Source organism: Mesorhizobium abyssinicae, assembly GCF_049887195.1.
Taxonomy (GTDB): domain Bacteria; phylum Pseudomonadota; class Alphaproteobacteria; order Rhizobiales; family Rhizobiaceae; genus Mesorhizobium; species Mesorhizobium abyssinicae.
In genome coordinates this window covers 96784-120557 of the sequence record NZ_JARAKC010000015.1, presented here as the reverse complement: position 1 = coordinate 120557, position 23774 = coordinate 96784, and the positions used below count along the sequence as shown (strand labels likewise).

Below are 23774 nucleotides of genomic sequence, written 5' to 3'. Positions count from 1 at the left end.
GCACGTCGTCGTCGAAGCCGATATTGCCGCCGAGATCGGTGCTGACCGTCGAGGTCGCCTGGTCGTTGTCGCCATCGGTCACCGTCGCCGTCGCCGACAGCGACACCTTGCCGGCGGCAAGGTCGAGATGGAAGGTGTCGTTCGAGGTGTTGAGGCTCTCCGGCAGATGGTCGATCTGCTGGTACTGCGTCAGCGTCACCGTGCCGGCGGCGTCGACGGCGATCTTGAAGATGTCGCCATGCGAGTTCTGGCCGACGATGTCGCTACCGACCTTGACCAGCGTGATCGCTTCACCCTGGCTGGTCAGGCCGGAGGCCGAGTTGGTGACGTTCAGCGTATAGCCGCTGATCACCGTCGAGCCGGCGCCGTCGGCGCCATAGCTTGGCGACACCGCCGCCAGGAAGGCGGCCGCGAAGCTGGCGCTCGCCGTGTCGGAGTTGGCGCCGATCGTCTGCGCGTCCTGCGTCACCAGTGTGATGGCGCTGTCGTTGACCGCGCCCACCGTCAGCGACGGAGCATCGTCGTTGAAGGTGATGGTCAGCGTGCCAGGCGCCGTCGAGCCGTCGGCGTCGGTGATGACATAGCCGAGATCGACGGTCGCGTTGTTTTCGTTGTTCGGGCCGCCCGTATGCATGACGTTGTCGAGCAGCGTCACCGTGTAGGCCCCGGTCGCCGGGTTCGTCACGTGCACGGTGAACAGCGCCGTGCCGATGCGGTCGCCGCTGGTGGTGGTCGCCGTCAGCGTGTGGGTGCCGGCATCCCAGCTGTAGGATACGTTCTCCTGGCCGACCGTGCCGGCCGTGCCGTTGAGGGTCGCGAAGGAGAAGCCGTTGGCGCCGGGACCGTCGCCGCCGATGCTGCCGCCGAGGGTACCGGAGAAGGTGGCTTCGTTGTTGTCGCCATCGGTGTTCGGCACCGCGATGTCGCCGGTCGTGCTGGCCGGATTGCCGCCAGTAAGGCCGTCATCGTCGACCGAGGCCGCGGCGGTGCCGCTGGTCGGCGTGTTGGCGTCCGTCACCGCAAAGCTGATGCCGGCCGTCGCCGTGTCGCCGTCGCCGTCGGTCACCGTAAAGGTCGCCGAAGCCGCGCCGGTGCCGTTGACGGGACTATCGGCGGTGAAGGAATAGCTGCCGTCGGCCTTGACCTTGATGGAGCCGTCGCCGATGTCGATCGCCTGCGAGTAGCCGTCCTGGCCGAAGACCAGCAACGTGCCGTCGATATGCGTCACCGTGGCGCCGTCGGCGCCGGCGACGAAGTCCAGCGTGCCGGTCAGCGTCGCGCCTTCGGCGACGTTCTGCAAGCCCTCGGCCGAAGCCGTCGGAGCATCGTCATTGAAGGTTACGGTCAGCGTGCCAGGTGCCGTCGAGCCGTCGGCATCGGTGATGACATAGCCGAGATCGACGCTGGCATTGTTCTCGTCGTTCGGGCCCTGTGCCTGGAGCACGTTATCGAGCAGCGTCACCGTATAGGCGCCGGTCGCCGTATCCGTAACATGCACCGTGAACAGCGCCGTGCCGATGCGGTCGCCGCTGGTGGTGGTCGCCGTCAGCGTGTGGGTGCCGGCATCCCAGCTGTAGGAGACGTTCTCTTGGCCGACCGTGCCGGCGGTGCCGTTGAGCGCTGCGAAGGAGAAGCCGTTGGCGCCCGCACCGTCGCCGCCGACGCTGCCGCCGAGGGTGCCGGAGAAGGTCGCTTCGTTGTTGTCGCCGTCGGTGTTCGGTACCGCGATATCGCCCGCCGTGCTCGCGGCATTGCCGCCGGCGAGCCCGTCATCATCGACCGAGGCCGCCGCCGTGCCGGTCGTCGGATGGTTGGCGTCGGTTACCGCGAAGCTGATGCCGGCCGTTGCCGTGTCGCCGTCGCCGTCGGTCACCGTGTAGGTCGCCGAGGCCGCGCCGGTGCCGATCACCGGATTGTCGGCGGTGAAGGAATAGCTGCCATCGGCCTTGACTTTGATGAAGCCGTCGCCGATGTCGATCGCCTGCGAATAGCCGTCCTGGCCGAAGACCAGCAGCGTGCCGTCGATATGCGTCACGGTCGCGCCGTCGGCGCCGGCGACGAAGTCCAGCGTGCCGGTCACTGTCGCGCCTTCGGCGACATCCTGCGAGGCTTCCGCGCTCGCCGATGGCACGTCGTCGACGATGTTGGCGGAGAGCGTGCCATTGGTGCTCTGGCCGTCCATGTCGGTCAGCGTGACCGTGAAGTTCTCGAACAGGCTGTTGGTGCTCTGCCCGGTGGCATGCGCCTCGTTGTCGTTGAGCGTGTAGGTATAGCTGACCACGCCGGTGCCGGCGTTGTAGCCGGTCACCGTCAGCGTGTTGCCGAGCGCGGTCGTGAACGAGCCGCCGGTGAAGGTGCCGTTGGTGATGAAGGCGTGGCCGTCGATCGCCAGCGAGGCGATGCCGTCGGGCGAATTGATGTTGAAGGTGCCCGCGCCCGTCTCAGCCGCGCTTGCCGGATCGGATCCGGGACCGCCCGGCGTGCCGACGTTCAGCGCCGCTTCATTGACGATCACGTCGCCGCCATTGGCCTCCGGCGTCAGATTGGAGATCTCCGGCGTCGAGTTGCCGATCGAGATCGTCAGCGTCGTGTGAGAGGTGTCGCCGTCGCCGTCCTTGATCGTGTAGGTGAAGACGTCGTTGACGCCGCCGGGCGTGCCGGCGTCGCGCACATAGGTGTAGGAGCCGTCGGCGTGCAGCGTCAGCTTGCCGTACTCACCCTGGATCGGCGTATTGAGCGTGCCCGTGTTGTCCAGATCGGCATTGGTCGTGCCCTTGGCGACGCCCACCACCGTCGCGCCATCGGCGCCCTGGACGTCGGCAACGCCGTCCGTCGTGTTGGTGTCTGCGGCGTCGGTTCCGCCGGTGAGCACATTGCCGGTCGCCGGACCGAACTGGCCGGCCGCGATGCTGTCGGTGTCGGCGACCGCCGTCGGCACGTCGTCGATGATCGCGACGGCAAAGGTGGTGCTGGCCGTATCGCCGTCGACATCCGTGACGGTGACGCTGAAATTGTCCGGAACCGTATCGTTGGGATCGTATGCGTTGGTGTGATCGGGATGGGTGACGGACTCGGTCACAGTGTAGTTGTATTCGATGGCACCGGTGACCGGATTGAAGGACACGATCGTGATGTAGCCGAACTGGCCCTGGATCTGCTGCCCAGCGCTGGTGACAATGACGCCGTTGATGACGATCGAGCCGATGCCGTCCGGCGCGTCGACGGTGATCGTTCCGATGCTCGACGTTTCGGCGTTGCTCGGCGCGTCGCTGCCGGGCGACTGCGACGGACCGCCGTTAAGGCCGGTTTCGCTGGCTGCCTCGTCCGGAGTGAGCAGTGACACCGCCACCACCGAAACGCCTCTGTCCACGACATTGGGGAAGAGTTCGCGCCGCTCGAGCTGGCCGAACTGCAGGGCCGTCGGCGGCAGCAGAGCCGACAGACCGAAGCCGTCGCCGATGCCGCCGGGGGGGACGGAGAAGTTTCCGCCCGCGCTGTTCGGCGAACCATTCCCGGATCCGGCCGATATCGAGCCGTCGGCGCCGAAGGCGACGTCGACATGGCTTGCTTCCAGCGCCGCGATCAAGGCGACGCGCGGCACCTCGACATCGCCGAGGATGAAGGTCGGCACGTTGAGCGCGCCGTCCTTGATGACGATCTGCGACCCGTCGGGCTGCACGAGCACGAGGTTGTGGCCATCGACCTTGATGTTGTCGATCGAGACATTGGCCGGAAGCCTGACGACGTTGCCGGCATCGGCCACATAGTCATGCGCCGCACCCGCCGGTGCGTTTGCCGCTGCCGCGCCTGCTGCAGGCGGCTTGGCCGCCGCTTCGGGCTGCACCGGTGCGCCGCTGCCGACGTCGACCGGCACCGGATCCGCCGGCGCGGCCTGCCCCGTCGAGGCTGCCTGCGCGACCTGGATCTCCTGCGCCGGTGTCAGTCCGGCATGTTCGCTGGATGCTCCATGTGCGTCAAAGGAACCTGAAACGTTGTCCAAATCGATATTGGTCGTCATGGCTTGAAACCCCTCCGGTATTTCCCGGAAAGAGACAGGGACGACCTTGTCTTTGCAACCGTCTCTCAATCTGCTTCATATACGCGAATATACGGACTTTTGTATTTTTTACGCATGGTAAACCTTCGAGGTATAATCTGATATGCATGTGGTCTTATGAAGCCGGTTTGGTCGGCGACGGGCGGCGGGGTTTCATAAATATAAGTATAAATAAGAATAAAATTTTAGATAAAGTAGATAAAACAGATTTCGCTAAATTTATCCACCTTCATTTCCAATAATTTGAGACGGGATTGATAGCGTCCACAGTCAAAGGTGGGCGTCATGAAAACACAAAAGATCGTCCTGGGGAACGCCGGGCTCAAGATTCTCCTGCTGGCAATCGGGCTCTCCAGCCTGCCGCTGTCGTCATCGGCGAGCGCCATGGCAGGTGATTCGGCCTCGCCCGCCACGCCGCGCGAGGGGCTCCGGGCGCCGCTCAGCCTGGGCGGTGTTTCGTTGGCCAGATACCAGCCCTGGCAGCCCGCCGCGTCATACCGGATCGGCATGGTCTCCGCTGCCTACAGCTTCGCCGAGGTCGACCGCGCGGCGGCCTCGTCGGTGGCCCAAGCCGATGCCGGCATCGACCCGATACAGACGGCCGCGATCATTCCGGGTGTGTTCGGCTCGGTCGCCCTGTCGATGCGCAACTTTCCGGTCGCGGCGCGCTGGGCGCCCGTCTACAAGGCGATCGTCGGCTGTGCGGCCGACACCGGCTGCGAGCGCAAGAACGCCGCCTTTGCCGCGATCGTCGATGCCGCCAAGGCAAAGGGGTTCAGCGACAGGCTGGCCCTCGTCAACACCAGCATCAACCGCCTGATCGCCTACCGCAAGGACAGTGTCGTTTACGGCAAGATGGACTATTGGGCGAAGCCTTCGGAAATCCTCGAGCGCCGGGCCGGCGATTGCGAGGATTTTGCCATTCTCAAGATGACGGCGCTGCTCGAGGCGGGCATTCCGGCGCAGAGCATGTCGCTCGTCGTCCTCCAGGACCGCAAGCGGAAATTCTTCCACGCCGTGCTGTCGGTGAGCACGGCCAGCGGCGCCTTCATCCTCGACAGTCTGGGCAACGCCGTCAGGCGCGACAGCGATCTGCCCGACTATGTCCCGCTCTATTCCTTCAGCATGGACCGGGCCTGGATCCATGGCTCAAGGACCGGCGGCGCCGAGATGGCCGACATCAAGGGCGGCTTTGCCACCGTTGCCCCCGGCGAGGGCCTGGAGCCGCAGATGGTATCCAGGGACTCAGCCCCGACCCGCATGAGCCCGCGCTGAGCAGTCTGCTCAGGCGGTCAGCCGTTGAAGACGAAAGCCATCAGCAATTCCGGCTCCGCCACCGGCGCGCGCACCACGTTGAGCTGGCCCCGGTAGCGCCGCTCGCCGACGCCGATGACGAAGCCGGTGTTGACCGGCGTCTCGCCATTCGCCTCGAGCCTGGCGAAGATATCGGCCACGTTGAGGTCGAGCGCCAGCTTCAGGTCATGCCGCGCATCGTCGTTCGGCGCCGTCGGCAGCTGGCGCTTGACCAGTTGCTGGAAAGGCGCGTTGAAGGTCAGGATCTTCTTCGACGAGGACAGCGCGAAGGCCGGCGACGGGCAGGCGACCAGTATGGCGGTGATCGTCCTGATCGAGGCGAGCTTGCGCAGGCTCAGGTTTTCGTCAGCCATTCCGCGCATGCAGGCAACCCTGATCGCCGATGTCAGGTTGCCTTGTTCGGCATGGGCGATCTCGTCGACCAGCATGCCGATGGTGCATTTGCGGCTTTCGGCCATTTGCTTGAGCGTCACCCAGAAGGCGCGCTCGAGGCGGATGCCGCGGCGCACGCCGCCGCGCGCCACGACGCGGAATTCCGGCCCGAAATCCTCGGCCGTCAGCGGCAGGAGCAGCCGCTCGCCCTGGTGGGGGACGGCAGGTATGATGCTATCGCTCACTCATAGCCTCCTCGCGCGCCTTGTTGATCGGCTTCAAGAGATAGGTCAGGATCGTCTTGCGCCCGGTCTTGATGTCGACCGAGCAGATCATGCCGGGGATGATCGAATAGGCCTTGCCGTCCCTTTGCAGCGTCGACTTCTCCGTCGCGACCCGCACTTGGTAGTAGGGTTCGCCGGTCTTCTGATCGACCAGGCTGTCGGCGGTGATGTTCGAGACCTTTCCCTCTATGCCGCCGAAGATCGAGAAGTCGTAGGCCGTGACCTTGATCAGCGCTTCCTGGTCGGGCCGGATGAAGGCGACGTCGCGCGGCGAGACCCGGGCTTCGACCAGCAGGGTTTCCGAGGTCGGCACGATGCCGGCCACCACCGCGCCCGGCTGGACGAAGGCGCCGACGGTGTTCAGGTCCAGCGTGTTGACGATGCCGTCTACCGGCGAGCGGATATCGGTGCGCGCCACCTTGTCGGTGGCGCCGCGAATGGTCTCTTCGACGACTGAAAGATCGGCGAGTGCCTGGGTGAGGTCGTCCAGCGCTTCCTGCTGCAGCTGCAGGCCGAGCTCGTCCACCTGCAGCTGCGCTTCGGTGATCGCCGCCTTGGCCTTCTTGATGGTCTCGCCGGCGAGATTGAGCTGGCCGTTGAGCTCGGTCTGCTCGCGCTCGACGCGGAGCTGCTCGGTCTTGGCCATCAGGCCCTTCTTGACCATGGATTCGACCAGCTTCGCCTCCTGGTCGCTGACGACCAGGTTTTTCGACAGGCGGTCGAAATTGGCGGTCGCCTCGTCCAGTTCCTTCTCGCGCTGTTCGAGGCGGGACTTGAGCACCGACAGCTTGTTGTCGAAATTGCCGCGCCGGGCGACGAGCAGCTTCTGCTCATTGTCGCAGATTTCCGGGGCGACCGACTGGATATCGGCCGGGCACGGGAAGGGACCCGAAATGTTGCCGCCCTGCTCGTATTTGAGCCTGGCGATGCGTGCCTGCAGCGCGCGCGCCTTGGCCTGCTGTTCGCCAAGGCTGGAGGTGTTCATCGTATTGTCGAGGCGAATGATGAGGTCGTTCTTCTTGACGACCTGGCCGATCTTGACGGCGATCTCCTGGACCACGCCGGCCTCGCTGGCCTGGATGATCTGGGTCTTGGAGGCGGGTATGACCTTGCCGTCGCCGCGCGCGATCTCGTCGACTTCGGCGAACGAGGCCCAGCCGACGAAAGCGACGAACAGCGCCGCTATGATGTATATCGATGCCGACGCGAAAAACGGCGGACGATCTTCTCTTGCAAGCATCTACCCAGTCCCAATCAGGCGCTCGACTTCTGCAGCGCCTGGATGACTTGTTCCTTCGACCCGTCGGCGACGATCTTGCCCTGGTCGATGACAATGAGGCGGTCGGCGAGCTCCAGCATGCTGAAGCGGTGGGTCGACACGATCAGTGTCGTATTCCGCTCGAAAGCCACTTTGAGCTGCTTGATCAGCTGCCGTTCCGAGGCAAGGTCCATCGACCCCGACGGTTCGTCGAGAAAGACGATCTTCGGCTTGGTCAGCAGCAGGCGCGCGATCGCCACCGCTTGCCTCTGGCCGCCCGACAGATTGGTGCCGCGCTCGCCGACATTCATGTCGTAGCCACGCGGATGACGGGAAACGAACTCGTCGACGCCGGCGGCCTTGGCGGCCTCGATGATCTCCTCGTCGCTCGCCTCCGGCGCCGCCATCAGAAGGTTTTCCTTGATGGTGCCCGAAAACAGGTCGCCGGCCTGGGCGACGATCCCGACCGCGGCGCGCACCTCCGAGGGGTGGTATTGGCGAATGTCGATGCCGTCGACGAGCAGCTCTCCCGAGGTCGGCAGGAAAAGCCGGCCGATCAGGCGTCCCATCGTCGTCTTGCCCGAACCGATGCGGCCGATGATGCCGACCCGCTCGCCCGGCTTGATCGAGATATTCAGCCCGCTCAGAACCTCGGTATCGGAGCCGGGATAGACGAAGCCGACATTTTTGAACATCATCGCGCCGCTGCGGATCGGGCGGTTGACGAAGCCCACCGTATCCGGCCGGTCCTCCGGCTGCGCCATGATCGAGTTGATGATCCGGAGCGACAGCATGGCCTGGCGGAATCGGGAGAGCGTGATGGCGATCTGGCCGAGCGGCGCCACCGCCCGGCTCGCCAGCATGACCGTGCCGATGATCGCGCCCGTCGAGACATAGCCTTCGGAGAAGGCATAGGCGCCGGCCACGACCAGGGCGACGGTCACCAGCTGCTGGATGGAGCCGGTGATGTTGCCGGCGGCCGCCGAAAGCTGCTTGATCTTCTCCGAGGTGTTGGCGGCGTTCTTCGAATGCTCGCCCCATTTGCGCAGCAGATAGGCTTCGGCGCGAAGCGACTTGATCGTCTCCAGCGTCGAAATGGACTCGACCAGCAGCGCCTGGCGCTGCGCGGCCTCGTTCATCGAGGCGGCGACGCGCTTGCCGATCCGGCGCTGCGTCACCAGGCCGACGATGACGGAGATCACGAAGGCCAGCGCCGGGATGATCACCAGCCAGCCGCCGATGGCGTAGATGACCAGCAGGAAGACGAAGACGAAGACGGTGTCGATGAAGACGCTGATGGTGTTGGAGGTGAAGAACTCGCGCACGAATTCATACTGGGTGACGCGGTTTGCGTATTCGCCGGTTGAACCGGGACGCGCCGACAGCGAGGAGTTCAGCACCTTCTCGAACAAAAGATAGGATATCCTCAGGTCCGCCTTGCGCCCGGCATAGTCGATCAGCGAGGCGCGCGCCGTCTTCAAAAGCAGGTCGAACAGGATGACGGCGGCGATGCCGAGCGCCAGCACCCAGAGCGTCGCGACGGCCTTGTTCGGCAGGATCCTGTCGTAGACGTTCATGGTGAAGATCGGCGAGGCGATGGCCAGCACGTTGATGAAGACCGCCGACAGCACGACCTTCGAATAGGTGCGCCAGAACGCGCCCATGGTTCCGGTAAGCCAGTGCCGCCTTTCGATCTTCGCCGCCGAGCCGACCTTCATCGCCTCGGTGGTGTTGGCATAGGTGATCGAGAACGACGCGCCGCCGCTGATGTAGCTTTCGGCCAGCTCGGACTTGCTGATCGTGGTGCGTCCGTTTTCCTGCGGCGCGGTGAGATAGTCGCCGCTGTCGATTTCCGCCAGCAGCGCCACCGGCAACTGGCTGACGCGAAACACGATCGCCGGAAGGTCGATGCGTCCACGCATGAAGTCGCGATGGTTGAACTCGCTGACCTCCAGGCCGATGCGTTCGGCAAGGTGCCTGATATCGCCGACCTCGATGCGCGACTCCGCGATCGGAACCCCGGCAAACAGCACGGTTTCCGCGCTCGGCCTGCCGAGATACGCCGCAATCGCCGAGAAGCAGGCCTTGAAAGCCTCCTTGGGCGACAGGATATTGGGCTGCTGATTCACGATCCGCCCCGAAGGACCAGCGATCGATGTTACATCGGCTGCTTCTTCCTCACCGGCGCGAGGATGTCGAACGGCAGATCGTTCTTCTGCTCCGACGGGGTCCGCGCATAGGTTTCGGTATCGGCGGTTTCCGGCACGCCGAACTCGGTTCGGGCATAGGCCGTCGACTGCTTCGCCGGCTGGATGTTCATCGTCTTCAGCAGCTCACCTGTCGCCGCCAGCAGCCGGTACTGGGCGAAAAGCGAGGCATAGGACGCGGTGTCCGCCAGCGTCGCCGTGTTGAAGCGCGTGTTCTGCGCATCGAGCACGTCGAGCAGCGATCTTTGGCCGACCTTGAACTGCTCGCGATAGGACCCGACCAGCCTTTCGTTGGCGGCGGCCTGCTGCTTCAGCGTCTTCGCCAGATCGGCTTGCCGGAAGCGGCGGTCCCAGGAGGTGCGGACCGCTTCCTCGATCTCGCGCAGGACCTGATGCAGGGCAAGGCGCTGCTCGCTGGTGCGGCGGATCTGCTCCTGCTCGTTGGCCTTGTCGATGCCGCCGCGATAGAGGTTCCAGCGCAGCACCACCCGCGCCTGCAGGTCGGTGGTGTCGCCATCGCTGCCGTCAATATCGGAACCGGCGCGGGCGCGGCCCTCGGCGATGATCGACGGTCCGAATTTCGCCCGTGCGGCGTCCACCAGCGAGGCGGCGGCGTCGATATCGCTGTTGGCCATGTGAACGCGCGGATTGTTCTCGCGCGCCAGCCCGATCGCCTCGTCGAGCGATCGCGGCAGCGCCGCGGAGACATCGCCCGGCCGCGAAGCATTGGTCAGCGGCTTGCCGACGGTCTTGAAGAACCGGATCTTGGCCGCCTCCAGTTCCTCCGTGGCTTCCTGCATGCGCGCCTTGGCGGCGAACAGCCGCTCCTCGGCCTGCTGCCGGTCGGCCTCGTTCAGCGCGCCGCCGGCGATGCCTTGCTGGATGTCGCCGAGAATGGCCTGATGGAAGCCGAGGTTCTTTTTCGCCTCGGCAACAATCGAACCCTGCAGCATGTATTCGAGGTAGTCCTGGACCACCGAGAGGCCGATGAATTCGGACCGCTCCAGAACTCGGAACGAGGCGCCGTCGACGCGCGAGGCCTGGCGGTTCAATTCGGCTCGCCGTCCGCCGCTGTCATAGAGCGTCTGCGAGATCGTCAGATCGGTTTCGGCCGGATAGAGCGCGTCATCCTCGATGGAAAGGGCGCGCCGGTCCGGATTGTCGAGACGGCGGACACCGGCCGATGCTTCGGCATCGACACTGGGAAGGTAGAGACCCTTCGCCTGCCGCAACTCGAATTCGATTGCTTCGCGGTTCTGGATGGCCTGGCCGATCTCCGGATTGGATTCGACCGCGACTGCAATGGCTTCCTTGAGTGTGAGCGCGCTGGCAGTCCCACAAGCCAGCATCGAAACTGTGATGGCAAGCGCAATACGCCAGCCAACGGTGACCTTACCCGTCCTGTTCATTTTAACCCCGTGACTTTTATCCCAGCGCCCTTGTTTTTTTTGTAAGGCGCTTTTTGCCCAAGCCTGCCACCGGAGCTTGGGACGAGTATCTACCAGATTTTTCGAGGATGTGAGCACTTAATGAAATAGGGGCCGCCGAAAGCGGGGATTCCCGTCATTACACACGGCGGTTGTAGCAAAAATGGCACAGAAAGTAGGGGCCGCTGCTCGACATTTGGCGCGAAAGGAACGCCAGTTGCCTTGAAAGGAGCACAAGTACCCGCCCCGCAAGCAAAGTACAAAACCGCGTCCACGTAGAATCGCGACCGGCGCCGATCGATGTCTCGGCTTTGGCAGGGCGGCGCGCTTTCGGGGCGCGGCGCGAAGACTTGCTTGGGTCGGTCATCATGATGCCATGTGCTGGCGTAAGAACGCGCCATGCGGACGGAAAACCGCGGCGCGCTTTTCCTGGAATTGCGCTAAATCCCAGAGAAATTGTCGCCGTTTTGCCGGTTTCATTGGCAATGAAGGGCGGTTGCCTGTTATTGCCGCTTCAAATCAAAAAGCATGGACGTTTCCGCATGACCAATGTCGCCCTGACCGGGCTTGCCCGCGATCTCGCCAGACGGGCCGCCGAGGGCCGTCCGGTGCGTATCGGCGTCATCGGCTCCGGCGAGATGGGCACCGATCTGGTGACGCAAGGCATGCTTATGCCCGGCATTTCGGTCGCCGCCATCTCGACGCGGCGCCCGCACACCGCCCGCGAGGCGATCCGCATCGCCTATGGCGACGAGGCGATGGCGGCCGAGGCCGACACCGCATCGAAGGTCAGCCAGGCGATCGAGGGCGGCAAGATCGCCATCACCTCGAATGAGATGCTGGTCACCAATCCACTGATCGACGTCGTCATCGACGCCACGGGGAAACCCGGCGTCGCCGCCGATTTCGACCTGATGGCGATGGAGCACGGCAAGCATCTGGTGATGATGAATGTCGAGGCCGACGTCACCATTGGCTGCTATCTGAAACAGCAGGCCGACCGGCTGGGCGTCGTCTATTCGGTCGGCGCCGGCGACGAGCCGTCGAGCTGCATGGAGCTGATCGAGTTCGCCTCGGCGCTCGGCTACACCATCGTCTCGGCCGGCAAGGGCAAGAACAATCCGCTCAACCATGACGCGGTGCCCGACGACTACCGCGAGGAAGCGCTGCGCCGCAACATGAACCCGCGCATGCTGGTCGAGTTCGTCGACGGCTCAAAAACCATGGTCGAGATGTGCGCCATCGCCAACGCCACCGGTCTGGTGCCGGATGTTCCGGGCATGCATGGTCCCAAGGCCGACCGCGACGAACTCGCCAAAGTGCTGATCCCGAAGGAGGATGGCGGCATCCTGTCGAAAAAGGGCGTTGTCGACTACACGATCGGCAAGGGCGTGGCGCCCGGCGTCTTCGTCATCGTCGAGGCGACGCATCCGCGCGTCATCGAGCGCATGGACGACCTGCATGTCGGCCACGGCCCCTATTACAGCTTCTTCCGACCCTATCACCTGACCTCGCTGGAAGTGCCGCTGACCGCCGCCCGCATCGTGCTCCACGGCCGGCCCGACATGGTGCCGTTGCCGAAACCGGTGGCCGAGGTCTGCGCGGTGGCAAAGCGCGATCTGACAGCGGGCGAGACCTTCGACGCCATCGGCGAGACCTGCTACCGCTCCTGGACGATGACGGTCACCGAAGCCCGCGCCAGCCGCGCCGTGCCTGTCGGCCTGCTAGAGGGCGGCAAGGTGCTGAAGCCGGTCCGGAAGGGCGAATTGCTGACGGCGGACAATGCCGCGCCCGATGAGACGACCAGACTGTACGCTCTGCGCCGCAAGCAGGACGAGATGCTGTACGGGGCTTGAGATCCTCCAAATATCGGGACCCTCACCATGCTGCCTCAGGCGCGTGACGTTACGTGCTGGCCTTGCCATGACAAAGTGACTATACTGTAGTGACAAGGACGCTTTGGAACCGGCAGATGAATCTCCAGATCAGGGATCCGCGCGCACGCGAATTGGCAAGACGGCTTGCCGAGAAGCGCAAGATTTCGATGACTGAGGCGGTTATCGAAGCTCTCGAATCCGAATTGCAGCGTGAACGTCAGCGCATCCCACTCGCCAAACGGCTCGCCGTCATCGCCGAGGACTTCCGGGCCAAGGCAGGCCAGGGCGGCCGGGCTATGAGCAAGGACGAGATCGACGAGATGTGGGGACATTCCTGATGTTCGTCGACACCTCGGTGGTTGTCGCTATTCTATCGGGAGAACAGGACGCCGACGAATGGAGTAACCGGATCGAGCAAGCGCCGAGCAGGATGACCTCAGCACTTGTGGTGCTCGAAGCGGCTATGCGTCTGTCTACCAAGCTTTCGGTCGAGCCGCTGGTTGCCGAGACGGTGATCGGGGCGTTCCTGCACGAGGCCAATATCGAGATTGTACCGATCGGCGCCGGCGAAGCCAGACTCGCGGTCAAGGCCTTTTCAGACTATGGCAAGGGGCGTGGGCATCCAGCCCAGCTTAACCTTGCCGACTGCCTCTCCTATGCCTGCGCGAAAAGTCACGGCATGCCGCTGCTCTACAAGGGCAACGATTTCTCGCGAACCGATCTCGCTTAGTTTCATTTCCCGAGCTCTATCGACCTCAGCCGCGCCGCCTCCACCGCTTCGGTCAAAAGCTTGGTCAGCCGCTCCCCGCCCATCAGCACGCCAAGGGCGGCCGCCGTCGTGCCGTTCGGGCTGGTCACCTGCTGGCGCAGCACGCCGGGATCCTCGTGGCTTTCGGCGGCGAGCGAGGCGGCGCCATAGACCGTCTGCATGGCGAGCAGGCCGGCGGTCCTGGCCGGCAAGCCGGCCTTCTCGGCCGCAGCCGTCAGCGCCTCGATGAAATGGAAGATGTAGGCCGGGCCGGATCCGGACACCGCCGTCACCGCGTCCATCAGGCCCTCGTCATCGATCTCGGCCACTTCGCCGCTGGCCGACAACAGGTCGGCGACGAAACGCTTCGTCTCGTCCGACACAAGCGGGTTGGAGAACACCACCATCATGCCCTTGCCGATGGCGGCCGGCGTGTTCGGCATGCAGCGCACGATCGGCGCGCTGTCGCCCAATATGCTAGTGAACGTGGCGACCGGTGTGCCGGCGGCAACGCTGAGGAAGGTGGTGCGGCCATCGCCGAAACGCGTGTAGGCGGCGGTCACTTCGCGGATCACTTGCGGCTTTACCGCGATGACGGCGAGGGAAGGCACCGCATCGGCTGGAATTCCGGCGGCATCGGCGGCGACGCCACAGCCCAGCGCCTCGGCCCGCTTGCGCAGATCGTCATTGGGCTCGACCACGAATACGGATTGCGGTGCAAGCTTGCCGGATTTCAGCCAGCCCGAGAGCATGGCGAAACCCATATTGCCACAGCCGGCGAGAACAAGCCTGATCGTCATTTGGAAGCCTCCGCAGGAACGGCCTTCCCATAGACGCTTGCGGCGTGCCGGGAAAGCCCCGTCGAAGCCAGGTCAGGAAGGGCGGCGCGCTGCCAGCGGCCGCAGCGACACCTGCCTCAGCCCGAGCACACTGAGCACGAAGAACAGCCAGACGGGGTCGGCGCGGCGGAAGAAGAAGCTTTCGAGGAAGCCGTTCAGCGCCGCGAACAGCAGCACCATCATGAAGAAGTCGCCGAGATAGATGTTCTCCTTGCGCAGCGGGATGCGCATGTAGTCGCGCAGCGGCGCGATCAGGAAGGTGTAGACCGCCACGCAGAGCGCCGGGATCCCCATCAGCACCGCGATGTCGAGATAGCCGTCATGGCCGTGCACGATGGTCCTGATGTCCCAGGGCCGATCGAAGGGCTGGTCCTGGTTGAGCAGCAGCGGCGTTCCCCAGAAGCTTTCATAGCCGTAGCCGGTCCATGGCTTCTTCGCCAGCATGTCGCCGGCGAACTCCCACAGCGTCGTGCGCCCGGTATAGGTAAGGTCGGGAAAATAGACAGCCGCCAGGTGCTTCACCGGCGGGATGAAGACGATGCCCAGCGTGCCGACCGCCGTGGCGATGATCGCCAGCGCGAACAGGACCGGTGTGCCGAGCCGCATGCCGATCAGGCTCGGCAGCACCACGATCAGGATCGAGAACGGCACCAGTCCGACCGTCGTCTTGGAGCCGGTGTGCAGCATGAAGATCATGGCGGCGGCGAAGATGCCGGCGCCCCAGAGCTTGTCGCCGCGCCGGTAGAGATAGAGGCCGGCGAAGCTGAAGCAGGCCATGATCGGCCCGGCGATGTTCTTGTGGGTGAAGACGCCGCGCCAGAGACCGGCATGTTCGGGTTCCTGCGAGTCGGCCGTGTGCATCGCCTCATGCGGAAAGACGATCAGCCCGACATAGGAGAGGCCGATCACGACGACGGCGGTGAAGATGACGACCTTCGAGAAACTATCGGCGTCGCGCGGCAGCGCCAGGATCGTCGCCATGGTCAGGATGCCGATCAGCGTGAACGAGGCGGCGCGCATCGCCGTCGGCGGGTCGGTCGCCAGCACCACCGAAAGCATGAAGCAGCCGAGCATCAGCATCCAGGACGGGCTGAAGAGCGAGCGCGCCACGCGCGGGTCGGCGAAGGCCATCAGCGCGAAGATCGAGATCGCGCCGAGCGAGCTGAAACCCAGCTGATTGACGATGTCGCCGCCCTGGCCCGTCAACTCGGCGCCGGCCGGCTGGAAGGGCCGGAACGACACCAGGATGACGGTGAACAACAGCGCAGCGATCGCGGTCGCCACGCCCTCGCGGGTGAATGCCGCGCTGAGCGGCGCCCGCTCAGTTCTTCTCAGGCTGTCGGTATTGCTCATTGGCATATCCGAATTCGGCCATCACACGGCCAAGCGCGACATGGACGGGGTAGAGCGCCGTCGCCAACGATCCCGTCCGCGCCAGCCGAACGGCGCCGCGCAGCGGCGAGGCGGCAAGCAGCGCCAGGCTCTTGGCGAACACTTTTGCGCCGGCAAGCGGAGTGCCGGCGCGCTTCTTCTTCTCGACCAGCGTCGAGATGACGCCGTTGCGCAGGCTGCGGGCGCGGATCCAGTCTGCCTCGACGCGCCGGGCGGGCACCGTTTCGTGCACTTTGGCCTCGGCGCACCAGCCGAGCACGAAACCCTTGGCGGCCGCACGGCTGAGGAAATCGGAATCGCCGCCGCCCATGAAGTTGAAGCGGAGGTCGAGGAAGGGCGGGCCCATGGCGGTCAGCACATGGCGCCCGACCAGCAGGTTGCCGGACGAATAGAGCGCGGCGACCCGTCCCGTCTCCCGGTGGGGCGGCGCGAACACCGGGTGCTCCGCCCATCTGGCATGCGCCGGCTCAGCGAACACCGGCACCTGCGGGCCGCCGACGATGTCGGCGCCGAGCGTTTCAGCTGCCCTGCACATGCGCTCCAGCCAGTCGGGGTCGGCGATTTCGTCGTCGTCGATGACCAGCAGGTGCCGAAAGTTGGGAAAATGCAGGATCGCCGTTTGCCATCCGGCATTGTAGGCGCTGCAATTGCCGCGCTGATGCGCGACGATGACAAGACCTGACATCTCGCCGCGCTCGAAGGACGGCAGCACGGCTTTGGCGCCGTCGCGCGCCTCGGCCTCGTTCTCCATCACGATGACGGCGAAGCGTCTCGCGGTCCGCTGCGCCTTCAGCGACGCCAGCGTCGCCAGCAGCTGTTCCGGCCGCTTGAAGGTCGGCAGCGTGACGACCGTCTCGATCGTCTCGGCGGCAAGCCCAGGCGAGCGTCCCGCGATCGATACAGAACCGTCCGATGGCAAGGGGATCATGCGCTCCAGCCGCAAGGGGTGATTTTGGCCCTCGATAGCATCGCGATGATAACGTTTCGTTAATCACCTTTCACGGCGGGGTCCGCGAAACCGAGACTCCCGGTGACGATCGGGTTCACTTAATCAAGGGTTCACCCCGCTTTGCTATCTGGGTTGCACTGGATAGGTGAGATGCATCTGCTGTTCGCCACATCGATCGTGCCCGACGGCGCTCTCGCTTCGGGCTATGAGATTGCCAACGCCGCGATCATCGACGCGTTGCGGCGCGCCGGTGTGCGCGTCACCGTGGTCGGCTTCAATTGGCCGGGAAAGCCTGCGGCCGACCCCGACAACACCATCGTGCTCGGCGCCGTCGACGTGCGCACCGAAAGCGCATCACCGCTGCAGAAGCTCGCCTGGGTAGCCAAGGCGATGCTCTCCGGCCTCACCTTCGCCTCGGTCAAGCTGCGTACCGTTTCCGATGCCGAGGTCCGCGCCGCGATCGGGCGCGCCGGCCCGGTCGACGGCTATGTGCTGAACTCGGTGCAGTTCGCCGGCGCCTTCGAGACGCTCTTCGGCGACCGGCCGTCGATCTTCGTCGCCCATAATGTCGAGCACCGCTCGGCCGAGGAGAACGCCGCCAGTGCGCGAAGCCTGCTCCAGCGGTTCCTGTTTCGCCGCGAGGCGAGGCTGCTCAAGGTCATGGAAGAGCGGCTCTGCCGCCAGGCGCGCTTCGTCTTCACCCTGGCCGAGGAAGACCGCGCGGCATTGGGCGTCGCCTCCGCCGATCGCTCGGCCGTGCTGCCGCTGGTGACCCGCACCCTTGCGCCGGCGCCGGCCGGTTCGCGGCGCATCGACTGTGACGCTGCCCTGATCGGCACCTGGACCTGGCAACCGAACCGCATCGGGCTCGACTGGTTCCTGCAAAAGGTCGTACCGCATCTGAGGCCCGATTTCCGCATCAGGATCGCCGGCGGCATGCCCTCGGGCATCACGTCCACCCATCCCGGCGTCGAATTCGTCGGCCGCGTGCCCGACGCGCAGGACTTCGTGCGCGCCGCCGCCGTCATTCCGCTGATCAGCACCGCCGGCAGCGGCGTGCAGCTCAAGACCATCGAGACTTTCGAGCTCGGCCTGCCGTCCGTCGCCACCAGCCGCTCGCTGCGCGGCATCGGTCATCGCCCGGACAATTGCGTCGTCACCGACGATCCGATCGCCTTTGCCGCCGCGCTCGAGGCCGCCGCCGCGAAGGGCAGGGATGTCGATGGCAGCGCCTTCCATCGCCGGCAGGTCAAGGCGCTCGATGCCGCGATCAGGCTCGGCCTGGAGAAGCTCGGGTCGGTCGGGCAGGAGGCGTTCGCATGAACATGCACGCCACCGGCAAGGCGTTCGGGTCCGACACGTTGAAGACCATCCTCGGCATTCCCGTGCTCGCCATCCGCTGGGACGACGCGATCGCGCTGCTGACGCGGCTGGTCGCCGAGCGGCGCTTCACCAAAGTCAGTTTCCTCAACGCTCACAATGCCAACATCGCTTGCACCGATCCGGTCTTCGCCGAGGCGCTGGACGATTTCCTCATCCTGCCCGACGGCATCGGCGTCGACATGGCGGCCAAGCTGCTCTATGGCGCGCCGTTTCCGGACAACCTCAACGGCACCGACTTCGTGCCTGCCTTCCTGCAGGCCTCGTCGCGGCCGCTGACCGTCGGCCTGCTCGGCGCCACCCGCGTCAACGCCGAGGCGGCATCGGTCAAGCTTGCCGCGCTCGCCGTGCAGCACAGGTTCGTGGTCATCCATGACGGCTATTTCTCCGCCGCCGAGGAGCCGACGATCGTCGACAGGATCGCTGCCTTGCGGCCGGACGTGCTGCTCGTCGCCATGGGCGTGCCGCGCCAGGAATTGTGGATCGCGCGCCACATCGACGCCCGCCACTGCACGCTGCCGATCGCCGTCGGCGCGCTGCTTGATTTCCTGAGCGGCACGGTGCCGCGCGCGCCGCTGTGGATGCGCCGTCTGAGGCTCGAATGGCTGTTCCGGCTGCTGATCGAGCCAGGTCGCCTCTGGCGCCGCTACGTCGTCGGCAATCCGCTGTTCCTGTGGCGCGTCGCCAGGCAGAAACTCTCGGGCGCCGGAGCGCGTCCTTGAACAGCCGCTTCGTCCCGGGCGCAGCGACAGAAGTCCAGCGGCTTCCGCAGGCGCCGACGGCCGCGGTGGTGACCGCCAGCTACGCGCCGGATTTCGAACGCTGCCGGCTGCTGTGCGAGACGATGGACCGGCAGCTTTCCGGTGTCGCGCGCCACTACATACTGGTCGAGCATCGCGACGTGGTGCTGTTTCGCCAATTGGAGAACGCCCGCCGCATCGTCGTCGACGAACGCGATCTGCTGCCGCGCTGGCTGCATGTCGTCGACGACCCGCTCAGCCTGTTTCGCCGCCGCGTCTGGCTCAGCCTGAAGACCCAGCCGCTGCGTGGCTGGCATGTGCAGCAGCTCCGCCGCATCGCCATCGCCGCGCACGCGGCGGAGGACGTGCTGATCTTCTGCGATTCCGACGTCGCCTTCCTCCGGCCGTTCGACGCCAACGCCTTCTGGCGCGACGGCAAGGTGCGGCTGTTCCGGCGTGACGGCGTCCTGGCGAACGACGGTCATGACGAACATCGCATCTGGTCGCGCAATGCCGGCGCGGCGCTCGGCATCGACGCCTCGAAGATCTCCGCCCACGACTACATCTCGACGCTGATCGCCTGGCGCCGCGAAACCGTGACGGCGATGTGCGACCGGATCGAGAAGCTGCATGGCCGCGACTGGGTCGCGGTTCTCGGCTCGGCGCGCCGGTTCTCCGAATGCATGATCTACGGCCGCTATGTAGACGACACGCAGGAGGCGGCCGGCCATTTTCACGGTTCGGAAGAATTCTGCCGCGTCCACTGGACCGGCGAGGCGCTGTCGGACGACGACTTCCGCCGTTTCGTTGCCGCCATGGCGCCCGAACAGGTGGCGATCGGCATGCAGTCCTTCATCGGCACCGACATCGGCCGCATCCGCCGCCTGATCGGGCTCGACTAGCCCAGGCAGGAATTAGATGGCCTTGGCCGGCCTGCGCATCGCCGAGTAGGTGAGAAACGCCGAGGCGAGATAGAGCAGCAGGAAGACGACGTTGAGCGACAGCACCAGATTGGATGTGTCGGCGATCGTCGTCAGCACATAGATCAGGAGCACCGCCTTCAGCCCGGCGAGCAGGCCGAGATTGAGCGCCCGGACGGCGGTCTGGCCGCGCGCGAACAGCAACTCGGCCTGGTACTCGACCAAATTGCGCAGGCCGGGCACGCAAATGGCCAGCGCCACCAGCGGCGCCGCCTCCGCGACATTCCTGCCCAGCGCGTTGGGGAAGAAATGCAGCACGATGCCGAGCGCGGCGAGCGCCAGCGTCGAGACCAGGAACACGCCGCCCTCGATGCCGCTCTTGACGGCCAGCCGCGACAAGAGCTCCGGTGCCCGCATCATCCGCTGCACCAGCATCATCGAGAAGGTGCGGATCGGGATCGCCGTCAGGTCGACGAGGCGCATGATGATGGCGTAGATGCCGGCGAGGTGGGCGCCGCCGATCGACAGCACCAGCAGCTTGTCGAACTCCATCTGCAGGTAGAACAGCACCTCGGCGCCGGCGACATAGATCGAGTCGGCGAGCCGCCTGAGATAAAGCTCGGTGCGCAGTCGCAGCCGCTGGCGCGGATAGAAGAAGCCGAAGGCGATGGCGAGCGAAGCCGCGTTGGCGCCGATGTAATACCAGGACCAGACGCCGACGCTGTGCTGCGCCGCCAGCATGAACAGCACCGCGCCGAGCGCCCTTAGCGCCGTCGCCAGGATCGCCAGCACGGCGGCCCGGCCGAACTTGCCGAGCCCGTTGTTGACGATCAGCGCCACCTCGACCGGCCGCCACAGCAGCGCCTCGGCGAAGACGACGGCGGCGAACACCGGCAGCGGCACGGCGCCGGCGAAGAAGATCAGGTAGACGACGTAGGATGCCGCCGCCAGCACCGGCAGCGAGACGGCGCCGAGCAGCAGGAAGCCTGCGGTGAAGGCGCCGATCAGATTGGGGCGGATCGTGGCGGTGCGGTAGAGCGCCGAGATGAAGCCGAAGGCGAGGATGCGCGACAGCATGACGCCCGCCGCCGAAGCGGTGGCGAACATGCCGAATTCGGCGATCGACAGCGTGTTCGCGAGCGCGATGAAATAGGCGAGCGAGAACACCAGCCGCCCGCCCGCGCCGCTGATCGCCGAGAAATAGTCGAAAACCAGCTTCCGGCGCGCGGCCACGAAGGCGCCGATCCGGGCGAGGCTCCGCCTCTGCTCTATGTCGCTGGCTTGGGTCATAGGTGCGCCGGACCATAGGCCGGAAAGCTTAACGTGCCGTTCTGGAGCGGCTTCGATTGCGCTCGAAAACCATGCAATCAAAGCGCGAAAACTCTCCGCTCCGGGACCGAAAATTAACCTTTTGTTTTCTATGCCTGTTTAGCGTGGCTTAACGATTGGCCGACCGCCTCTCCCAAGCCGCCGAAGAGTAAAGCTCCAAGACAATGGTCGACAGGGACAACCGTGAGGATTGGAGGCGCGAGCGCTCGCTGCTGGCGCTCGGCGAGGCTATGCGCGGCGAGGACGATGCCTCGCTGGTGGCGATCGGCGACCGCGCGAACCAGTCATGGCGCGAGGATGCGGCGGAGCGCCACCGGCTTGCACGCGCGCAGCGCGAGACCCGCTCGGCACCGTCCGCCGACACCGAGCCGGGCGGCCTTCAGGCCGACCACCAACCGATATCTCACGAGCCGCGCATCGGGGATGACTGGACCGCGCGAACTGGTTACGCACGCGCCCAGGCGCGCGAGGAGCCGGAGGAACTTTCGCATGGTCGCGCGCCTCAGGCCGCGCTCGATCCGCGACAGGCCTCAAACGCGCGACAGCCCGCATTCGAGGATGCCGACGACCAGCAGTGGAAGCCGCTGATCGATCCGATGCAGGTCGTGCGCGGCATTGCCCGCTCGAAGGCGCTGATCCTTTCGACGACGATCCTCGGCGCGGCGCTCGGCGTCGCCATCGCTCTGTCGACGCCGAAGAAATACGAGGCCACCGCCGAGCTCATCGTCGATCCGCGCGACCTCAAGCTCACCGATCGCGATCTCACCCAGAACGTGGTCGCGTCCGACGCGACGCTGGCGATCGTCGAGAACCAGGTCCGCGTGCTCACCTCCGGCACGGTCCTCAACAAGGTCGTCGACAAACTCAACCTCACCAACGATCCCGAGTTCAACGGGCAAGGCTCCGGCGGTCTTGGTGTCATGTCGATGATCCGTTCGATCCTGTCGCGCCATGATGCCGGAGCCGCCGACGAGGGCCGCCGCCGTGCGCTCGCCGTCGGCAATCTGGCGGAAAGCCTGTCGGTCGAGCGCGGCGGCAAGACCTTCGTCATCTCGGTCGGCGCCACCACCCAGAATGGCGAGAAGTCGGCCCTCATCGCCAACACGATGACCGACGTGTTCCTGCAGACCTTCGGCCAGATCCAGTCCGACACCGCCGGCCGCGCCACCGACGAGCTGACGGCGCGGCTCGACGAATTGCGCAAGGGCGTCGAGGCGGCCGAGCGCAAGGTCGAGGATTACCGCGCCACGCACGACCTCGTCGACGCGCAGGGCCATCTGATCAGCGACGACCAGATGCTGAAGCTCAACGAGCAGCTTTCCGTCGCCCGCGCCCGCACGCTGGAGCTCAACGCGCGGGCGGCTTCGGCGCGTTCGCTCAGCGTCAATTCGGTTCTCAACGGCACTTTGCCGGAGGAGATCAACTCCAACACCATGGGCGAGCTGCGCGCGCAATATGCGGCGCTGAAGCAGGAAGCCGACCGCGCCGCGGTACGGCTCGGGCCGCGCCATCCCGAACTGCAGGCGCTCAGCGCCCAGCTTGCCGGCGCGCGCGACCGCATCGCCGGCGAATTGCAACGCATCGCCTCCTCGCTGCAGGTCGACCTGAAGCGCTCCGTCCAGCTGGAGCAGGACCTTGCCTCCCGCCTGGCGCAGGCCAAGGTGCAGAGCGGCGACGTCAACAACGCCCTGGTCTCGCTGCGCGAGCTGGAACGCGAGGCCGCCGCCAAGCGCTCGGTCTACGAGGCTTTCCTGCTGCGCGCCAAGGAGACCGGCGAGCAGAAGGATATCAACACCGCCAATATCAACGTCATCTCCAAGGCCTTCGCACCGCTCGAGGCCAAGGGGCCGTCGCGCGCCATGCTGGCGCTTGCCGGCCTGCTGCTTGGTTTTGCCGCGGGCGTCGGGCTCGGCGGCATGCGCGGCGCCTATGAGAGCCTGCGCGAAACCGCGACCTCGCGCTCGCGTCGCCGCGCAAACGAGGACCACAGGCCGGCGGTCGAGGACAAGGTCTATCGGGCGCCACCTCCTGTTCCGCTGCCACGGTCGCAGCCGCGCGCTCCGTCGCCGCCTGCGCCATCGCCCGCCGCGACCACCGGAGCCGAACGTTCGGGGCCGGTTGGCGCCTTGCTTACGGCGGTGCGCGAGATGATGCCCGGCAAAAGGCAAAAGCACGTCGATCCCGGCAAGGTCACGGAACGGCCCGCGGCCTATCAGCCGCGTCAATTCCAGCAGGACGAGCCGCCTCGGCGGCCGGCCACCTATTCCTCTCCGCGCACACAGGCCTATGACGATGAGCCCGGCTATCGGCCGGCACGGCCCGAACAGACACCGCCGGCCAGCCATGCCTATCCGCCGGCGGCAACTTCGTCTGGCGGGCAGGGGACCAATCCTCGGGATCAACTGGCGCCGCAGGCGCCGAACACCGACGAGCAGCAAGGCCAGATCGACGAGATCCGCGAAAGCCTGCGCGAATTCCGCGAAGCGGTGCGCGAGCTCACCGAAAGCCGTTCGAACCGCCGCTATTTCTAAATCCCGACCCATCCGATAAAAGCGGCCGGTTTCGAGTTTACGGCATGCGACGGCGTTTTGACGGGATTGCCCGCCGGAATTTTCGTGAAAATGCCGCTCGACATGTCGCCCGAACCGCGCGGGTTTCGGGTCTGTGAAACAATGAGACAA

General features: G+C 65.4%; 17 protein-coding genes. 8 read left to right on the top strand and 9 right to left on the bottom strand.

The genetic code is table 11. From position 1 onward, the window contains the following. The coding region (locus PU724_RS25465; RefSeq protein WP_426213660.1) for a beta strand repeat-containing protein at positions 1-4018 on the bottom strand (4018 nt) is incomplete at its 3' end. Between the two features lie 324 nt (positions 4019-4342). On the opposite strand from PU724_RS25465, the gene PU724_RS25460 reads away from it, so the two are divergent. Then, entirely contained in the window at positions 4343-5332 is a 990-nt protein-coding gene (locus PU724_RS25460) for a transglutaminase-like cysteine peptidase (RefSeq protein ID WP_354424228.1), read from the top strand. A gap of 17 nt (positions 5333-5349) precedes the next feature. On the opposite strand, the gene PU724_RS25455 is transcribed toward PU724_RS25460, so the two are convergent. Genes PU724_RS25455 through PU724_RS25440 form a run of 4 tightly spaced genes read right to left on the bottom strand, consistent with a single transcriptional unit; the run spans position 5350 to position 10901 of the window. Next, a complete protein-coding gene (locus PU724_RS25455; RefSeq protein ID WP_245478319.1) occupies positions 5350-5988 on the bottom strand; it encodes a ribbon-helix-helix domain-containing protein in 639 nt (212 codons plus the stop codon). Beyond that, positions 5978-7267 carry an HlyD family type I secretion periplasmic adaptor subunit gene (locus tag PU724_RS25450; protein ID WP_127285477.1) on the bottom strand — a complete coding sequence of 430 codons (1290 nt, stop codon included), beginning with the start codon at positions 7265-7267 and terminating at the stop codon, positions 5978-5980. The genes PU724_RS25455 and PU724_RS25450 overlap by 11 nt, the downstream gene beginning before the upstream one ends. 14 nt (positions 7268-7281) lie before the next feature. Then, entirely contained in the window at positions 7282-9414 is a 2133-nt protein-coding gene (locus PU724_RS25445; RefSeq protein WP_127285476.1) for a type I secretion system permease/ATPase, read from the bottom strand. A gap of 29 nt (positions 9415-9443) precedes the next feature. Then, positions 9444-10901 carry a TolC family protein gene (locus PU724_RS25440; protein WP_128273918.1) on the bottom strand — a complete coding sequence of 486 codons (1458 nt, stop codon included), beginning with the start codon at positions 10899-10901 and terminating at the stop codon, positions 9444-9446. 560 nt (positions 10902-11461) lie between these two features. Between PU724_RS25440 and PU724_RS25435 the strand changes: the two genes are divergently transcribed. The 3 genes from PU724_RS25435 (at position 11462) to PU724_RS25425 (ending at position 13526) form a co-directional block, all read left to right on the top strand. Continuing rightward, the gene (locus tag PU724_RS25435; protein WP_292173345.1) at positions 11462-12775 is read left to right on the top strand and encodes an NAD(P)H-dependent oxidoreductase; all 1314 of its coding nucleotides are present in this window, start codon (positions 11462-11464) and stop codon (positions 12773-12775) included. 116 nt (positions 12776-12891) lie between these two features. Then, positions 12892-13134 (top strand): type II toxin-antitoxin system VapB family antitoxin, encoded by a 243-nt coding sequence (locus PU724_RS25430; protein WP_127284521.1) that lies wholly within the window; start codon positions 12892-12894, stop codon positions 13132-13134. Then, a complete protein-coding gene (locus PU724_RS25425; RefSeq protein ID WP_135860621.1) occupies positions 13134-13526 on the top strand; it encodes a type II toxin-antitoxin system VapC family toxin in 393 nt (130 codons plus the stop codon). Before PU724_RS25430 ends, PU724_RS25425 begins: the two co-directional genes overlap by 1 nt. Before the next feature lie 2 nt (positions 13527-13528). Here the strand turns inward: PU724_RS25425 and proC are convergent, their stop codons facing one another. From proC to PU724_RS25410, 3 genes are all read right to left on the bottom strand, one after another. Beyond that, positions 13529-14344 carry a pyrroline-5-carboxylate reductase gene (gene proC, locus PU724_RS25420; protein WP_354424224.1) on the bottom strand — a complete coding sequence of 272 codons (816 nt, stop codon included), beginning with the start codon at positions 14342-14344 and terminating at the stop codon, positions 13529-13531. Positions 14345-14416: 72 nt separating this feature from the next. Further along, positions 14417-15736, bottom strand: coding sequence for an O-antigen ligase family protein (locus PU724_RS25415; protein ID WP_354424222.1), 1320 nt, complete (start codon positions 15734-15736; stop codon positions 14417-14419). Next, positions 15705-16703, bottom strand: a complete 999-nt coding sequence (locus PU724_RS25410) for a glycosyltransferase family 2 protein (protein WP_354424220.1) — start codon at positions 16701-16703, stop codon at positions 15705-15707. Before PU724_RS25410 ends, PU724_RS25415 begins: the two co-directional genes overlap by 32 nt. A 171-nt stretch (positions 16704-16874) precedes the next feature. Between PU724_RS25410 and PU724_RS25405 the strand changes: the two genes are divergently transcribed. The 3 genes from PU724_RS25405 to PU724_RS25395 are packed head-to-tail and all read left to right on the top strand — an operon-like array spanning position 16875 to position 19746. After that, positions 16875-18047 (top strand): glycosyltransferase, encoded by a 1173-nt coding sequence (locus PU724_RS25405; RefSeq protein ID WP_354424218.1) that lies wholly within the window; start codon positions 16875-16877, stop codon positions 18045-18047. Continuing rightward, positions 18044-18826 (top strand): WecB/TagA/CpsF family glycosyltransferase, encoded by a 783-nt coding sequence (locus PU724_RS25400; RefSeq protein WP_354424216.1) that lies wholly within the window; start codon positions 18044-18046, stop codon positions 18824-18826. The genes PU724_RS25405 and PU724_RS25400 overlap by 4 nt, the downstream gene beginning before the upstream one ends. Further along, on the top strand, positions 18823-19746 hold the full coding sequence (locus PU724_RS25395) for a DUF6492 family protein (RefSeq protein ID WP_354424214.1): 924 nt from the start codon (positions 18823-18825) through the stop codon (positions 19744-19746). Before PU724_RS25400 ends, PU724_RS25395 begins: the two co-directional genes overlap by 4 nt. A gap of 12 nt (positions 19747-19758) precedes the next feature. On the opposite strand, the gene PU724_RS25390 is transcribed toward PU724_RS25395, so the two are convergent. Further along, complete coding sequence (locus PU724_RS25390; protein ID WP_292101505.1) at positions 19759-21054, bottom strand: lipopolysaccharide biosynthesis protein; 1296 nt, start codon at positions 21052-21054, stop codon at positions 19759-19761. Positions 21055-21257: 203 nt separating this feature from the next. Between PU724_RS25390 and PU724_RS25385 the strand changes: the two genes are divergently transcribed. Then, positions 21258-23624, top strand: coding sequence for a GumC family protein (locus PU724_RS25385; RefSeq protein WP_354424212.1), 2367 nt, complete (start codon positions 21258-21260; stop codon positions 23622-23624). Positions 23625-23774: the final 150 nt, after the last annotated feature.

Excerpts from the sequence above, each read along its gene's own strand:
- PU724_RS25410 (WP_354424220.1), bottom strand. The coding sequence starts at position 16,703 with ATGATCCCCTTGCCATCGGACGGTTCTGTATCGATCGCGGGACGCTCG.
- proC (WP_354424224.1), bottom strand. The coding sequence starts at position 14,344 with ATGACGATCAGGCTTGTTCTCGCCGGCTGTGGCAATATGGGTTTCGCC.
- PU724_RS25460 (WP_354424228.1), top strand. The coding sequence starts at position 4,343 with ATGAAAACACAAAAGATCGTCCTGGGGAACGCCGGGCTCAAGATTCTC.
- PU724_RS25435 (WP_292173345.1), top strand. The coding sequence starts at position 11,462 with ATGACCAATGTCGCCCTGACCGGGCTTGCCCGCGATCTCGCCAGACGG.
- PU724_RS25405 (WP_354424218.1), top strand. The coding sequence starts at position 16,875 with ATGCATCTGCTGTTCGCCACATCGATCGTGCCCGACGGCGCTCTCGCT.
- PU724_RS25400 (WP_354424216.1), top strand. The coding sequence starts at position 18,044 with ATGAACATGCACGCCACCGGCAAGGCGTTCGGGTCCGACACGTTGAAG.
- PU724_RS25440 (WP_128273918.1), bottom strand. The coding sequence starts at position 10,901 with ATGAACAGGACGGGTAAGGTCACCGTTGGCTGGCGTATTGCGCTTGCC.
- PU724_RS25450 (WP_127285477.1), bottom strand. The coding sequence starts at position 7,267 with ATGCTTGCAAGAGAAGATCGTCCGCCGTTTTTCGCGTCGGCATCGATA.
- PU724_RS25415 (WP_354424222.1), bottom strand. The coding sequence starts at position 15,736 with ATGAGCAATACCGACAGCCTGAGAAGAACTGAGCGGGCGCCGCTCAGC.
- PU724_RS25425 (WP_135860621.1), top strand. The coding sequence starts at position 13,134 with ATGTTCGTCGACACCTCGGTGGTTGTCGCTATTCTATCGGGAGAACAG.
- PU724_RS25430 (WP_127284521.1), top strand. The coding sequence starts at position 12,892 with ATGAATCTCCAGATCAGGGATCCGCGCGCACGCGAATTGGCAAGACGG.
- PU724_RS25385 (WP_354424212.1), top strand. The coding sequence starts at position 21,258 with ATGGTCGACAGGGACAACCGTGAGGATTGGAGGCGCGAGCGCTCGCTG.
- PU724_RS25390 (WP_292101505.1), bottom strand. The coding sequence starts at position 21,054 with ATGACCCAAGCCAGCGACATAGAGCAGAGGCGGAGCCTCGCCCGGATC.